The organism is Brevibacterium permense (genome assembly GCF_013280495.1).
Lineage (GTDB): Bacteria > Actinomycetota > Actinomycetes > Actinomycetales > Brevibacteriaceae > Brevibacterium > Brevibacterium permense.
Map to the genome: position 1 here is coordinate 37198 of NZ_JABSSX010000008.1, position 13547 is coordinate 50744.

Annotated in this window: 13 protein-coding genes and 3 tRNA genes; 13 read left to right on the forward strand and 3 right to left on the reverse strand. The window is 64.3% G+C overall.

Annotation, left to right across the window (positions count from 1 at the left end; all coding sequences use genetic code 11):
- Nucleotides 1–52: 52 nt before the first annotated feature.
- A complete protein-coding gene (locus tag HK353_RS11805) occupies nucleotides 53–979 on the forward strand; it encodes a RelA/SpoT domain-containing protein (RefSeq protein ID WP_173156376.1) in 927 nt (308 codons plus the stop codon).
- 94 nt (nucleotides 980–1073) lie between these two features.
- On the opposite strand, the gene HK353_RS11810 is transcribed toward HK353_RS11805, so the two are convergent.
- Nucleotides 1074–1565, reverse strand: coding sequence for a YajQ family cyclic di-GMP-binding protein (locus tag HK353_RS11810; RefSeq protein WP_173156378.1), 492 nt, complete (start codon nucleotides 1563–1565; stop codon nucleotides 1074–1076).
- 171 nt (nucleotides 1566–1736) lie between these two features.
- On the opposite strand from HK353_RS11810, the gene HK353_RS11815 reads away from it, so the two are divergent.
- A tRNA-Tyr gene (locus HK353_RS11815) sits at nucleotides 1737–1818 on the forward strand.
- 270 nt (nucleotides 1819–2088) lie between these two features.
- Nucleotides 2089–2619: a DnaJ family domain-containing protein gene (locus tag HK353_RS11820; RefSeq protein ID WP_173156380.1), complete on the forward strand. Its 531-nt coding sequence runs from the start codon at nucleotides 2089–2091 to the stop codon at nucleotides 2617–2619.
- Here HK353_RS11820 and HK353_RS11825 read toward each other — a convergent pair.
- On the reverse strand, nucleotides 2534–2968 hold the full coding sequence (locus HK353_RS11825) for a M20/M25/M40 family metallo-hydrolase (RefSeq protein WP_173156382.1): 435 nt from the start codon (nucleotides 2966–2968) through the stop codon (nucleotides 2534–2536). The two genes, HK353_RS11820 and HK353_RS11825, sit on opposite strands and share 86 nt — an antisense overlap.
- Nucleotides 2969–3051: 83 nt before the next feature.
- Nucleotides 3052–4224, reverse strand: coding sequence for a hypothetical protein (locus tag HK353_RS11830; protein WP_173156384.1), 1173 nt, complete (start codon nucleotides 4222–4224; stop codon nucleotides 3052–3054).
- 149 nt (nucleotides 4225–4373) lie between these two features.
- Here HK353_RS11830 and HK353_RS11835 point away from each other — a divergent pair, with 149 nt between their 5' ends.
- From HK353_RS11835 to HK353_RS11880, 10 genes are all read left to right on the forward strand, one after another.
- Complete coding sequence (locus tag HK353_RS11835) at nucleotides 4374–5174, forward strand: glycerophosphodiester phosphodiesterase (RefSeq protein WP_025776655.1); 801 nt, start codon at nucleotides 4374–4376, stop codon at nucleotides 5172–5174.
- A 134-nt stretch (nucleotides 5175–5308) separates the two neighbouring features.
- Nucleotides 5309–5381, forward strand: a tRNA-Thr gene (locus HK353_RS11840).
- Nucleotides 5382–5408: 27 nt separating this feature from the next.
- Nucleotides 5409–5482, forward strand: a tRNA-Met gene (locus HK353_RS11845).
- A gap of 150 nt (nucleotides 5483–5632) precedes the next feature.
- Nucleotides 5633–6235: a TetR-like C-terminal domain-containing protein gene (locus tag HK353_RS11850; RefSeq protein WP_173156385.1), complete on the forward strand. Its 603-nt coding sequence runs from the start codon at nucleotides 5633–5635 to the stop codon at nucleotides 6233–6235.
- Between the two features lie 64 nt (nucleotides 6236–6299).
- Nucleotides 6300–7760: an MFS transporter gene (locus HK353_RS11855; protein WP_173156387.1), complete on the forward strand. Its 1461-nt coding sequence runs from the start codon at nucleotides 6300–6302 to the stop codon at nucleotides 7758–7760.
- A gap of 81 nt (nucleotides 7761–7841) precedes the next feature.
- On the forward strand, nucleotides 7842–9134 hold the full coding sequence (locus HK353_RS11860) for a metal-dependent hydrolase family protein (RefSeq protein WP_173156389.1): 1293 nt from the start codon (nucleotides 7842–7844) through the stop codon (nucleotides 9132–9134).
- Nucleotides 9131–10660 (forward strand): amidase, encoded by a 1530-nt coding sequence (locus HK353_RS11865; RefSeq protein WP_173156391.1) that lies wholly within the window; start codon nucleotides 9131–9133, stop codon nucleotides 10658–10660. The genes HK353_RS11860 and HK353_RS11865 overlap by 4 nt, the downstream gene beginning before the upstream one ends.
- Nucleotides 10661–10737: 77 nt before the next feature.
- Nucleotides 10738–11928 carry a M20 metallopeptidase family protein gene (locus HK353_RS11870; RefSeq protein WP_173156393.1) on the forward strand — a complete coding sequence of 397 codons (1191 nt, stop codon included), beginning with the start codon at nucleotides 10738–10740 and terminating at the stop codon, nucleotides 11926–11928.
- 374 nt (nucleotides 11929–12302) lie between these two features.
- Entirely contained in the window at nucleotides 12303–12473 is a 171-nt protein-coding gene (locus HK353_RS16840) for a hypothetical protein (protein ID WP_217278441.1), read from the forward strand.
- Between the two features lie 94 nt (nucleotides 12474–12567).
- Nucleotides 12568–13545, forward strand: coding sequence for an intradiol ring-cleavage dioxygenase (locus HK353_RS11880; RefSeq protein WP_173156395.1), 978 nt, complete (start codon nucleotides 12568–12570; stop codon nucleotides 13543–13545).
- The last annotated feature ends 2 nt before the right edge of the window (nucleotides 13546–13547 follow it).

Sequence of the window (13547 nt, forward strand, 5' to 3'; positions counted from 1 at the left end):
ATCGCACCAGCGAGCGTGGACCATTGCGCTGAAGGCCGGCAGGGGAGACCGCGTGAGAAACGAATCGCAGCTCAAAACGATCGTCGAACGTGCCTACGTCGAACGGCTCAACGCCTGGCAGACGGCGGCGGTGCGGATCAAACACTGGCTGACCGAACAGCAGAAGGGCCTGCTCAAGGACAAGGACATCTCCCGCCTCGACGTCGACGGCCATCGGATCAAGGACGCGGCACGGACCTTGGCGAAGCTGACGGAGAAGACCGAGGACGATCCGGATCTGACGATCACCTCCACCGAGGATGTCGAAGACCAGGTCCGCGACATCGTCGGCGTCAAGGTGCTGTGCAAATCACCGCGTGATCAGTCAATGATGTTCGCCGCACTGCGCGATCCCGATCAGCTGGGCGCCTTCGAACTCATCGAGTGGAAAGACTATACGGACCCGCCGAAGGCCAGCGGCTATCGCGCCTGCCACGTCATCCTGCGCATCCCGTCTGACCAAGGGCCGCCGGTCTTCGCCGAGATCCAGGTCAAGACCCGGCTCCAGGACGCCTGGAGCGAGCTCACCCATGAGGACATGTACAAACCCGGCGCTGCGATGAAGCCGAGCAAGCTGCACGGCGAATTCGCCCGTGCCATGGCGAACATGCTCGCCACGGTCGATGACATGGCCGATACCCTGGCCGTCGAGCTCACCGCGCTGACGAACCCGGAACCCGTCGTCGAGCTCGATGAACTGCGGGAACAGGACACGGGCATCGACGTCCGGGTCCGCGCGACCGGCCCGAAATACGCGCTCGCCGTCGACGGCTCGGGACGGCAGGGTCTCATCCCAGCCTTCGCCATCCGTCGCCTCAGCGGCCAGAAGGGCACCATCAAGGTCAACGATTTCATCCACCTCGACGATCGCCTCCGGGCCAGTGTCGAAGAGGACTCGAAGGGTCTGTACTACATCCCGCTCGAACTCCCCGAACACTGACCGGCCTCTTTCGGGTCACAGCGTACGGGCGAATACGACACCGGCCCGGTCCGCACTCAGCAGTGCGGATCGGGCCGGTGTGGTGCGCTGGCGATCAGCGGTAGTTTGTGAACTGCAGGTCGACGTCGAGGTCCTGTCCCTTGAGCAGAGCGATGACTTCCTGCAGGTCGTCACGCTTCTTCGAGCTCACGCGCAGCTCGTCGCCCTGGATCTGGGCCTTGACGCCCTTGGGGCCCTCGTCGCGGATGATCTTCGCGATCTTCTTCGCATTGTCCTTGTCGATTCCCTCCTTGAGGGACGCATCGATGCGGTACTCCTTGCCGGAGGGGTACGGCTCTCCGTCCTCAAGGGACTTCAGCGAGATTCCGCGCTTGACCAACTTCGACTGGAACACGTCGAGGATGGCCTTGACTCGGTCCTCGCTGTTGGCTTTCAGCTGCACGGCTTCGCCACTCCAGGCGATCGACGCATCGGTGCCGCGGAAATCATAGCGGGAGTTGATCTCCTTCGCGGCCTGATTGAGCGCGTTGTCGGCCTCCTGACGGTCGACCTTGCTGACGATGTCGAATGAGGATTCGCTGGCCATGAATGCTCCTTTGTCTGCGATCTGTCTGGGATCGTTGATGCCCGTTTGAAATGGGCTCGGCTGTTGAGTCCGAGTCTAGTCGAGGCCCCGAACTGTGATCTGCGTCTACCGAGTTGGAGATTCGGGTCCGAGCCTTGTATTCTTTTCAGGTGCTCATCGAGCGCCACCTGCGGCAGATTGCCCGAGCGGCCAAAGGGAGCTGACTGTAAATCAGCCGGCATTGCCTTCATAGGTTCGAATCCTATATCTGCCACGCAGAACAAAGCGGTCCCGCGACTTGTGGAAACACAGGACGCGGGGCCGCTTTCGGTCTCCCTGCGCCATCTGCGTCAGAAAATAGGTCGCATTCGGACATCTGCGCAAAAACCTAGGTCAGCATCGGACCTTTCCGGCCCTGGAAAATATCCGATGGTGACCTATTTCTGGGCAGCGGTCGATCGCTCTGAAGTCCTTGCGGACCGCGTGTAGCGACGCCTACCGTGTGAGGACAAAGCGGAAATGCTCCGCCGAGGAGGGCGAACCGATGAGCGATGACACGGACGATGCGCAGCCGCTTCGGCGTCTGAATTCGCTCGAGGACCGCAACGCTGTCGTCGAATCCGCTCTCGACCGAGCCATCAAGCGCGGGGACTTCGACGATCTGCCGGGCCTCGGCAAACCGCTGACCGGTCTGCACGGCTCATCCGATCCCGACTGGTGGATCAAGCAGAAGATGGAGTCCGAAGGCATCAACGGCGTCGCTCCGGCCGCCTTCCAGCTGCGCAAGGAGAACGCCGTCCTCGAGGACACCGTCGACGCCTTCACCGAAGAATCTGACGTCCGCGACTACCTCGCCGGCTTCAACGCCCGGGTGCGCGAGGCCGTGATGGATCTGCGCGACGGACCGCCCGTGTTCACTCCGCCCCGCGATGTGGAGAAGGAGATCGCCGCATGGCGGCGGCGTCGGGATGTGAAGAAGAACGACTCCGTCACCGAGGCGGAACCGGGGGGTCAGCCCGCCGGTCCGGAGTCGGTGGGTTCACCTCGGCGATGGTGGAATCGTTTCCGTCGCTGATGCGGGGTCGGGCATCGGCAGCCACACCAGCCGTATGCAGGTCGTGTCCGCAGGCGTGCATATGTCCGTTCGTCGAGGCGAACGGCTCATCCGTCTCCTCGGTCACCGGCAGAGCGTCCATGTCTCCGCGCAACAGCACCGCTGGAGCGGCGGCCGGCTTGTTCGGGTGCGATCCGCGCAGTACGGCCACCACCGAGGTGGTGCCCACACCCGTGGTCACTCCGAGATCGAGCCCGGACAGGGCATCGAGGACCGCCGCCTGGGTGCGGGGCAGCTCGATGACCGACCTCTGGGAACGTATGCAGGGAACGTCGCAGCTCCTGCAGCGCCGGGAGCAGAGCCCGGCCATCGGCGAGCAGATCGTGCACGGTGGCCTTTCCGGTGGGGAGTCAGCGTCGTCGGGGCGAAGGCCCCTGGCAGTCGGCAGAGTGGTCAGAGCAGGCTGACGAGCACGCTGGCGATGACGACGGAGCCGGCCGACACCGAGGTGAAGCCTCCGACGAGCATGGGCGGAAGCATGACATTGAGCAGCGCTTCCTTCTCATCGTCGTCGCGGGCGATGGACCGGGCGACCTCATTGGTGAGCAGATAGTCGGCTGGGAAGCCGTACATCGATGTCAGCGCTACCGACATGCCCAGCGGGGCCTTCCAGCGCAGCAGCTTCGTAGCGACGAAGCCGCCGATGACGATGCCGGCACCGCCGACGACGAGGATGGTGATCGTCGGCAGGAACGCGTTGATGACGTCCTGCACGGACGCGGAGACCAGCGGGGCCATGACGATCGCGATGACGCCGGCCATGGCGACGCCGAAGGAGTTCGACCGCTCCATGGCTTTGTCGGGTGAGAGACCGATCGCGGCCGCGGCGATGCCGAGCAGGAGGGCGAGGATCGAGGACGGGATGTGCGTGGGCTCGGCCAGCAGCGTTGCGATCGATCCGCCGACGAGGATGAGGAAGAGCATGAACAGCTGATTGTCGACGAGGAAGGACGGCAGGGTCACGAGCTTCTTCTTCTGCGCGGCCTCCTCTTCCTCTTCGTGATGGGCGGCGGCGAGCTCTTGGAGTTCGCCGCTGTCGCGCAGCTTCGTCGCATAGCGGCGGAGCAGGAAGTTCGTCAGCGGCATCGACGGCAGGGATTGGAGCATGAGCACGAGCGCGGGGAGGACGATGATCGCCGAGGCGGCCCCCTGAGCCGTGAGCCCCTCGGTCGTCAGGCTGGTGGCGACGATGCCGCCGGCCAGCGGTCCGGAACCGGCGACGAAGGTGTCGAAGCCGAAGATCGGGGCGACGACTGCGAGGATGAGGAGGACGGCGACGAGCATGCCCGAGATGGCGATGATCACCGAACGCCACTGCTTGGCCATCACCCGCAGCGGGATGAGCGTGCCCATATGGAACAGCAGCGGAGCGACGAGGATCGTGTAGATCTGCACGAGCATCGAATCGTCGACGATCGACTCCGGAACGATGCCGATCTTGGCGAAGACGAAGATGCCGAGCATCGCGACCAGCAGACTGGGGATCCGCGCTTTCGACCAGATCGAGACCAGCTCGCCGAGAGCGATGAAGGCGAGGACGATTGCGGCGGCGAAGATGGCTTCCATGGACGATCCTTAAAGTCATTGAGTGAACCAGCTCACAAGATACTACGTCGCAGGCCGCGTTCGGAGGTTTCGGCGAGATTTCCTGATAGCCGGGACTTGACCGTTGCAGCGGCGCGACGGTCATCGAGGGCAGGGCATAGGCTGAAGGCATGAGTTTTCTGCAGTTCCTCCACGAACGAGGCATCGTTGAACGTCCCGGCGCGGGGCGCCGGCCGCTGGTGATCGCGCATCGAGGGTATTCGGCGGTCGTGCCCGAGAACAGTTTGGCCGCGGTCGATGCCGCGCGGGCCCTCGGCGTCGACTTCATCGAGGTCGATACCTCGACGAGCGCCGACGGGGTTCCCGTGATCCTGCACGATGCGGATCTGGACCGGACCACCAACCGCAAGGGCCCCGTGGCCGGCCTGACCGCCGAGGAGCTGTCGTTCGTCGACGCGGGATCATGGATGGGTCCCGGATTCCACGGAGTGCGGATCCCAACCTTGGCCGCCGTGATGCGCGACATCCAGCACCGAGGCGGCGAACTCCTGCTCGAACTCAAGGGGGAGTGGTCCTCCGGTGCGGTGGCGCGGATCGCCGAACTCGTCGTTGAGACCGGCATCGCCGACCGCATGATCGTCCAATCGTTCAATATCGAAACGCTTGAGACCTGTCGGGATATGCTGCCGATGGCGGCTCGCTTCCTGCTGCGCATGGTTCCCAAGCCCGAGGACATCGAGATCGCTCGCGAACTCGGAGCGGTGGCGATCAATCCTTCGTACAAGGGATTCACGATGCGCAGATCGGTGGTCACCGAGATCATGGACAACGACCTCGGCGTCTTCGTCTGGACTGCTGACGAGATGAACGAGTGGCGGGAACTCCTCACCGCCGAGGTCGACGGGATCATCACCAATCATCCCGGTCGTCTGCAGGGCTTCCTGGCGGGGCGCTTCGACCCGGTGCAGTAGGGGTCTCCTCTGGCGGTGAGGGTGACTCTGCGCCGTCTGCGGAAGCGGACAGCGCGGCACAGAGTGCCTGTGAGCGACGTCACCGAATCCCGATTTGCCCCGGCCGCGCAAACCCGTGTAAATTCTTACCTGTTGCCCCGATAGCTCAGTCGGCAGAGCATCTCCATGGTAAGGAGAAGGTCAAGGGTTCGATTCCCTTTCGGGGCTCTCGTGCCGCCTCGAATGCGGCGCTGGGGCGGGGTAGCTCAGCTGGTTAGAGCGCACGACTCATAATCGTGAGGTCGGGGGATCGAGTCCCCCTCCCGCTACTTCAGAAGCTCCCCACCAGACCAGATGGTCATGGTGGGGAGCTTTTCTCATGCTCGAAACCGTCCGACTTCGAGGGTCGGCTCTTTGGCTTCATTTCGAAACGAAACGTTGTGTTGCGGAATTGTTGTGACGTATGCAATGCTCTGAATATGACTGAGAGAACAACGAAGGGCAGGCCCCTCGACGACGACCTGACCCGACGTGTTCTCGCCGCCGTGCGCTCGCAGCTCGAAGACTCCGGATTGGTGAATCTCAACATCGAGAAGATCGCTTCGTCCGTCGGATGCGGCAAGACGACGATCTACAGAAGGTGGCCGACCAAACCTGAGCTCGTTGCGGCCGCCATCGTCGACGGACTCAAGCTCGGCGATATGCCGGACACCGGTGACGTCGTCGAAGACCTCGTCGAACATGCGTGGCAGAATCTCGAGAACTTCCGCCGGTCGAAGGAGGAGGCGAAGAACAATGGGCTGCTGTTGGCGATGTTCAACATGGATGTCATCCCGATAGTCTCCGATTCCTTCATGAAGGTTCGCCACGCCATGGGACGCGAAATCCTCTCCAGGGCGGTCGAGCGCGGTCAGATGAGCGACGAGGTGGATCAGGACGCCATCATCGACGCTCTCGCCGGCTTCACCCTCTTCCGCATCACGCTCAAGCCGGACCTGAAGGCTCATGACGACGAAGAGCTCAGAGGCACCTACCGCAGCCTCGTCCGTTCGCTCATCGGGAGAGCACCGGAGCCCCGCTGACCACACCCCTTCGCGACGACCAAACAGTTGCCGCGCCAAACCGAAGCACCGCGAAAGGACCACGATGACCGTCACCGAATCAGGGCTGGCCGGAAGGTCGAACAAGCGAATCCTCGCCGTCGTCGGATTCCTCGTCTTCGTCGAATTCTCCAGCGGATTCCTCCAGGGGTACTACCTGCCGCTGCTCGACGCAGTGCGCGACCACCTCGGCGTCTCCGATGCCTCCATCGCCTGGTTCATCACCGTGCAGACCCTCGCCGCGGGAGTCTGCGTCCCGATCCTGTCCAAGCTCGGGGACATCTTCGGCCACCGCCGCATTCTGCGCATCGGCATTGTCACCGTCCTCATCGGCACCGTGCTCGTCGCTTGGGCCCCCAGCTATCCTTTGGTCCTGCTGGGTCGCGTCCTGACCGGACCGATCGCTGTCTGGCTGCCTCTGGAATTGGCCATCGTTCACAACCAGATCCAAGGCGAGACCGCACGTCGTGCGGTCGGCATGCTCATCTCCGCCCTCACGATCGGCGCTCTGATCGGATCACTTGCCGCCGGGTTGTCCTCCTCCCTGCTGCCGTCGATGGCTGCTCAGCTGATGGTCCCGGTTGTCATGGTCGCCATCTCGGCCGTCTTCGTCTACACGCTCGTCCCTGAGTCGACCGCGCGCACCTCACCGGTCATCGACTGGCTCGGCTTCATCCTGCTTGCGCTGTTCATGCTGGTACTCCTTGCCGGAATCAAGGCCGTGACCTCACAGGTGGGCCTCGGCGCCGCACTCATCGCTGCTGCGATCGTCCTCATCGGGGTCTTCGTCTGGTGGGAGCTGCGCACCGGCTCTCCCGCACTCAATCTGCGTGTGCTCACCTCGAACCGCCTCTGGCCGGTGTACGTCACCTCGTTCCTCTTCGGAATGGTCCTCTTCGGAACCCAGAGCATCACGACGACCTTTCTCGCGGGCCGACCGGAACTGGTCGGATACGGGTTCGGACTCAGCGCCGGAACGATCTCCCTGACCAATGGGACGAACATGCTCCTCGCCGCCATCGGCGCCGCTGTCTACGCCTACATTGCGAAAGGCATTTCGCTCAAGGGCGTTCTGATCCTCGGCTCGGGGACCATTGCGATCTCTCAGCTGCTCCTCATCGTCGGCCATGCTTCGTTGCCGCTGGTCGTCGTTGGCATCGCCCTCGCCGGCTTCGGGTCCGGACTGCTCCTCGGCGGCCTCCCCGCCGCGACCACCGAGGCTTCTCCCGCCGACGAGACGGGAATCGCCACCGGAGTGTACAACTCCGTCAAGACACTCGGGGGAGCCCTGGCCGGAGCTGTCTTCGCTCTCATCCTCGGACTGTTCGTCATCCCCGAGGCCGGGGCCTCCGGAGTGGGAGGCTACATCTCCATCTGGGTGATCTGCGCAGCTGCTACGGGCCTCTGCCCAGTGCTCCTCGCCCTCATCCGCCCGGAGAAGAAACCGGCCGCGACGACGTCGGTCCCAGCTACCACAGCAGCCGGCCAGACGTCACAAAGCGTGTGAAAGTCACCAGACCGCATCGGCAGCTGACCGATCAGACCAGCGCTCCACGCTAACGAGCGCCCCACCACCGAAAGGAACACCATGTCCACTGCCCAGCTCCCTTCAACCATCCCCGGCGCCGACCACCTGCTGCTGCGCGGGGCCACCCTCATCGACGGCACTGGGGAAGCCCCGGTCGCCGCTGCCGAGATCGAGGTCAGGGACGGACGGGTGGTCTATTCAGGACCGGCACGTGAGACCGCCGCCGCCGGTGCCACGCTCGTCGATCTGAGCGGAAAGACGATCCTGCCCGGGTTCATCGACGCCCACGTCCACTTCGGAATGTCGATCGAGGATCAGCCTGCTGACGCGGGCCGCTTCGAGTCAGAACGAACTTTCAGAGCAGCGCTTAATGCCCGGAAGACGCTCATGGCCGGAGTGACCACGGCCCGCGACCTCGGCGGACTCGACCGCGGCTACCGCGATGCGATCGCGGCCGGACTCATCCAGGGTCCACGCACCCATCTTGCCCTCGTACCACTGTCGCCGACCGGGGGACACACAGACTTCACGATGCCCAACGGGCGTGCGGTGCCGATGCACATGCCGGTCGACCCGATCATCGACACCGACGACGATGTGCGGCGGACGATTCGCCTCCTGGTCCGGAGCGGTGCCGACGTCATCAAGGTCTGCACGACAGGAGGCGTATCCAGCCCGTCGGACACCCCCGATGATATCGGCGTCCCCGAAGAACACGTGCGACTCATCGTCGCCGAGACAGCGAAGCGAGCCGGACAGCCCGTCGCCGCACATGCCCAAGGTGCCGAAGGCATCAAAGCCGCCATCCGCGGCGGTGTGAGGTCTGTCGAACACGGCTACGGAATCGACGATGAGGGCATCGACCTCATGCTCGAGCACGGAACCTTCCTCGTCCCGACCCTCAGCAGCGCCCTGCGTGTGCCCGACCCGGCAGCGGTTCCCGGCTACCTGTATGAGAAGAAGGTGAAGTGGTCGGCAATCGCCCGCGAGCGCGTCGCCGCCGCACTGGCAGCCGGAGTCAAGGTCGCACTCGGCACCGATTCGGGCGTCTGCCCGCACGGTGAGAACCTCCGCGAACCCGTCCACTCAGTCGAGCTCGGCCTGACGCCGATGCAGGCGATCGTCGCCGGAACGAAGAACGCCGCCGAACTGCTCCGCCTCGACTCCGACCTGGGAACCCTCGAAGAGGGCAAGCTCGCGGACTTCATAGTCATCGACTTCGACCCGCTCGAGGACATCACTCCGCTGGCGAGTCCGGACAACGTCAAGGTCGTCGTGCAGGGTGGGGCAGTGGTCAAGGACACCGCAGCATGGTTCGATTCGGCACCGGTCCGGCCGCGGCTGGCACAATGACCACGCAGACACCCGCCATGGCCCTGGACCTGACGGCGCAGATCGAGCAGATCAGGTCCGGGACCGAAACGGCCGAGGCACATCTCGCTGCCTCGTTCACCGTTGCCGATGAGGTGAATGACCGCATCGGTGCGATCCTCGAGCGCTTCGACGACTCCGCGGCGACGGCATGCCGCAGCACTGAGACAGCCGGGGGCGTGCTCGTCGGACTTCCGCTGGGAATCAAGGCGAACATCGCCGTCGCCGAGGCGGTCCCGACTTCACAGAGCCGCGTCTTCGATCAGGGCTTCCACCAGGGCAGGGACTCCGAGGTCGTCGCCCGCCTACGACGGGCCGGGGGAGTCATCGCGTACACAACAACGATGGTCGAACACGCTGCCGGTCGCCCTGATCCTGCGCTCGGGTTTCCGATTCCCCGCAACCCCTGGGACCCGACGCGCTGGCCCGGGGGCTCGAGCTGCGGAACGGCGATCGCGATCAGCCTCGGAATCATCTCCGCCGGTCTCGGCACCGACACCTCCGGAAGCTGTCGGATCCCCGCCGCCTACTGCGGCGTCACGGGACTGCGACCGGCCTCCGGTTCGCTGCCGATGGATGGCATCATGCCGGCCGCGCCGAGCCTCGACATCGTCGGCCCCATGGCCAGAAGCGCCAGGGACTGCCGTCTGCTCCTCGAAGTGATGCGCAGTCAATCCGTCGGCTCCTCACGAGGCGGTCAGACACCGCGGGTCCTCGTTCCGCGGCAGGTCGTAGACTCGCCGCGGATCTCCGCCGAGGTAGCTGCTGCGTTCGATCTTGCGCTGGAGACGCTGAGGACCGTAGGACTCGAGATCGTCCCTATCGATCTGCCCTATCTCGATCAGCTCATCTCAGCGACGCTGACGATCATGCTCCGCGAGATGTACGTTGTCCACCGTGATCGCCTGGTCTCGCGCTGGAGAGACTATGGTCGATCATTTCGTCGGCTCGCCCTCGTCGGTGCGCTGGTCTCGGACGAGGCCTACGCAGCCGCACAGTCCTCGACTGCGCAGCTGCGGCGACGACTCGAGGACCTCCTCGCCGAGGCCGACGTGCTCGGGCTTCCGACCTGGCCCTCGTCCGCGCCGCCCTATGTGTTCAAAGGTGGAACACCGCAGGACGAGTGGAATCTGACCGCGGCCTTCTGCGCGTCCGGAAACCCGGCACTGGCCGTGCCGATGGGCTTCGACGATGCGGGACTGCCGTTGTCATTGCAACTCGTCGGGTCCATATCGGATAGGACGGGTACGCAGGCCGCGACGGTCGGGGAGGACGCGATCCTGAGCGTCGGCGAACTCTTCCAATCGCACACCGATCACCACCTGCGCCTGCCTCACCCGGACCTGGACATCCCGCTGCCACCGATTCCCGACCCTGATGAGGGCATCGACGAGTACACGAGCGCACCCGAACTGCCCCCGCAGCTCACGGGACTCGGCGTACCCCTGACCCGAGCTGACGAAGTGATGCTCGGCCACCTCGTCGACATGCTGTTCCCACCACCATGAGCCCAGTTCATCGGGCAGAACGCACAATCTCCGCGACCGCACCGGTCAACGAACCCCACGAACAGAAAGACACCATTATGACGATCGACTTCAGCGCCGAATCCTCAGGTCTGAGCGCGGAACTGCGGGAACTGCGTCGCGATCTCCACCGCAACCCCGAAATCGGCCTCGAGCTGCCATACACACAGAAGCGGATCCTTGCGGCCCTCGGAGGGCTTCCGCTCGAGATCACCCTGGGCAAAGACCTCAGCTCGATCGTTGCGGTGCTGCGCGGCGGACAGCCCGGCCCCACGATCCTGCTGCGCGGGGACATGGACGCCCTGCCTGTCGCCGAGACCACCGGACTCGACTTCGCCTCGGACAACGGTTTCATGCATGCCTGTGGGCACGACCTCCATGTCTCCGGACTCGTCGGTGCAGCAAAGCTGCTCGCTGCCCACCAGGCCGAGCTGCGCGGGACCGTGGCCTTCATGTTCCAGCCGGGAGAAGAAGGCATGGGCGGAGCGAAGATCATGCTCGACGAGGGAATGTTCGAGGCCATCGGTCAGACACCCGATGCCGCCTATGCGATCCATGTCGCTCCCGGAGTGCCGGGAACCTTCGTCTCCCGACCCGGCACGATCATGGCCGGTGCGAACACCCTCCACGTGACGATGCACGGCAGAGGCGGACACAGCTCACGACCACAGGACGCCGCCGACCCAGTCCGTCCCATCCTCGAGTTCGGACAGTCCCTCTACTCGATGATCACGGGATCCTTCAGTGTATTCGACCCCATCGTCGCCGAGATCACCCAGCTCAACGCCGGCACCGCAGTCAATATCATCCCGGAGACCGCGATCCTCGGCGCCTCGGTGCGCACACTCTCTGCCGAGTCGACGAAGAAGTTCCCGGAACTGGCCACCAGGCTCGCCGAATCGATCGCGGCCGCGCATGGATGCCGGGCCGAAGTCGTCTGGAACGAACAGTATCCGGTCACCGTCAACGACGCCGCCGAAGCACAGTTCGTCGCAGACACGCTCACCGATGCGTTCGGCCCCCAGCGATTCGTAGAGGCTCAGGACCCGGTGATGGGGTCCGAAGACTTCTCCTACGTGCTCGAGCAGGTGCCCGGAGCTTTCCTGTTCTTCTTCGTCACCCCGGAGGGGACCGACCCGGCGACCGCTGCGACGAACCATTCGCCGGAGGTGCTCTTCGACGACGCCTACCTGCCGGATCAGGCTGCTGCACTGGCCACGCTCGCGTGGAAGCGGTCGCTGCAGGACTGAAAGCCGAGCCCCGGCCTCGACTCTTCACGGGCAGCGGATCACCGAAAACCAGATATCCGCGTGAAGCCTCATTGCAATACCTCTGGGAAACATCCGTAGATTTCGGAGGCCGGGAGGTCTAGGTTCGAAGCGTCCATCGCACCGAGGAGCTCGGGTCCGAGCTGCTCTTCCCTCAGGATCCGGACGAACAATGGGCCGGTGGAGCGCTAGGTCCTGCAGACTTCGCCTTCGATGATGACGGATCACAGCCATGGACGGCTGCCACTTGAGCGCTCAAGGACCTGAGCGAACGGGCTGTGGCTGGGCGCGGACGTCGAGGGACTCGTCGACTGGTTCCTCGACCACCAGATGCCCGACGGCGAATGGAAGAGGCGGTGGAGCCGATCCGCACACGACGATCCGCTGACGACACCTGGGCTCAGGACCATCGCCTCGACGGTGACGTCTGGTTCCATGTCGACGCTCCGTTCGGCGAACCCTCGAAATGGGTGACCCTGCAAGCCCAGCGAGTCCTCGACTGGTGGGACGGAACACAAACCGACTGAACATCCACAGCCGCGGCCCAGAAACGCCACAGCCCCGCGCCAGAGCCGGTCACCACGATGGTGTCATCACACATCATCGAAGGAAGGACAGCTCATGGCTCGCGTACCCGAACCGGACCAGACCCCCAACGGACCCGCCTACGAAGGACGGCTCCTCGATCGACCTGAGGAGGAGGTCGTCGACCAAGGGGCCTCGTTCGACATCCGCACCCTCTTCAGCCGTCGCGGAGTCTTAGGACTCGTCGGAGCCGGCGTCGGCACCATGGTCCTCGCCGCCTGCAGTTCCGAAGACTCAGGCTCGACGAGCTCGAGCTCGAGCAGCAGCGGATCCGTCACGGAGATCCCGGACGAAACCGCAGGACCCTATCCGGCCGACGGCTCCAACGGCCCCGATATCCTCGAGGAATCGGGAATCGTGCGCTCCGACATCCGCTCGAACATCGACGGATCAGAAACCGTCGACGGTGTGCCGCTGACTTTCACCCTCAAGGTCACCGATATGGCCAACGACAACGCCCCGTTCGAGGGTGCTGCCGTCTACGCCTGGCACTGCGACGCTCAGGGCCGCTACTCGATGTACTCCGACGGCGTCGAGGACGCGACGTGGCTGCGTGGCGTCCAGGTCGTCGACGCCAACGGTGAAGTCACGTTCAAATCGGTCTTCCCCGGCTGCTACTCAGGCAGGTGGACGCACATCCACTTCGAGGTTTACCCCGACGTCGACGCCATCACAGATGCCGAGAACGCCATCGCCACCTCGCAGATGGCCCTGCCGGAGGATGCTTGCAACGCCGTGTTCAAACTCGACGCCTACGACGGATCGGCGAAGAACCTCGCGAACGTCAGCCTCGACGACGATAACGTCTTCGGCGATGACGGTGGTGAACACCAGATCGCGACGATCAGCGGCGACACCGACTCCGGATACACCGCCACGCTCGATGTTCCCGTCGACACCGACACCGAACCGACCGGCGGCGCAGCTCCGGCAGGCGGAGGCGGCGGCGAAGGTGGAGAACCTCCGGAAGGCGGAGCCGGTCCTGAGGGTGGTTCCGGACAGGAAGGACAGTGACC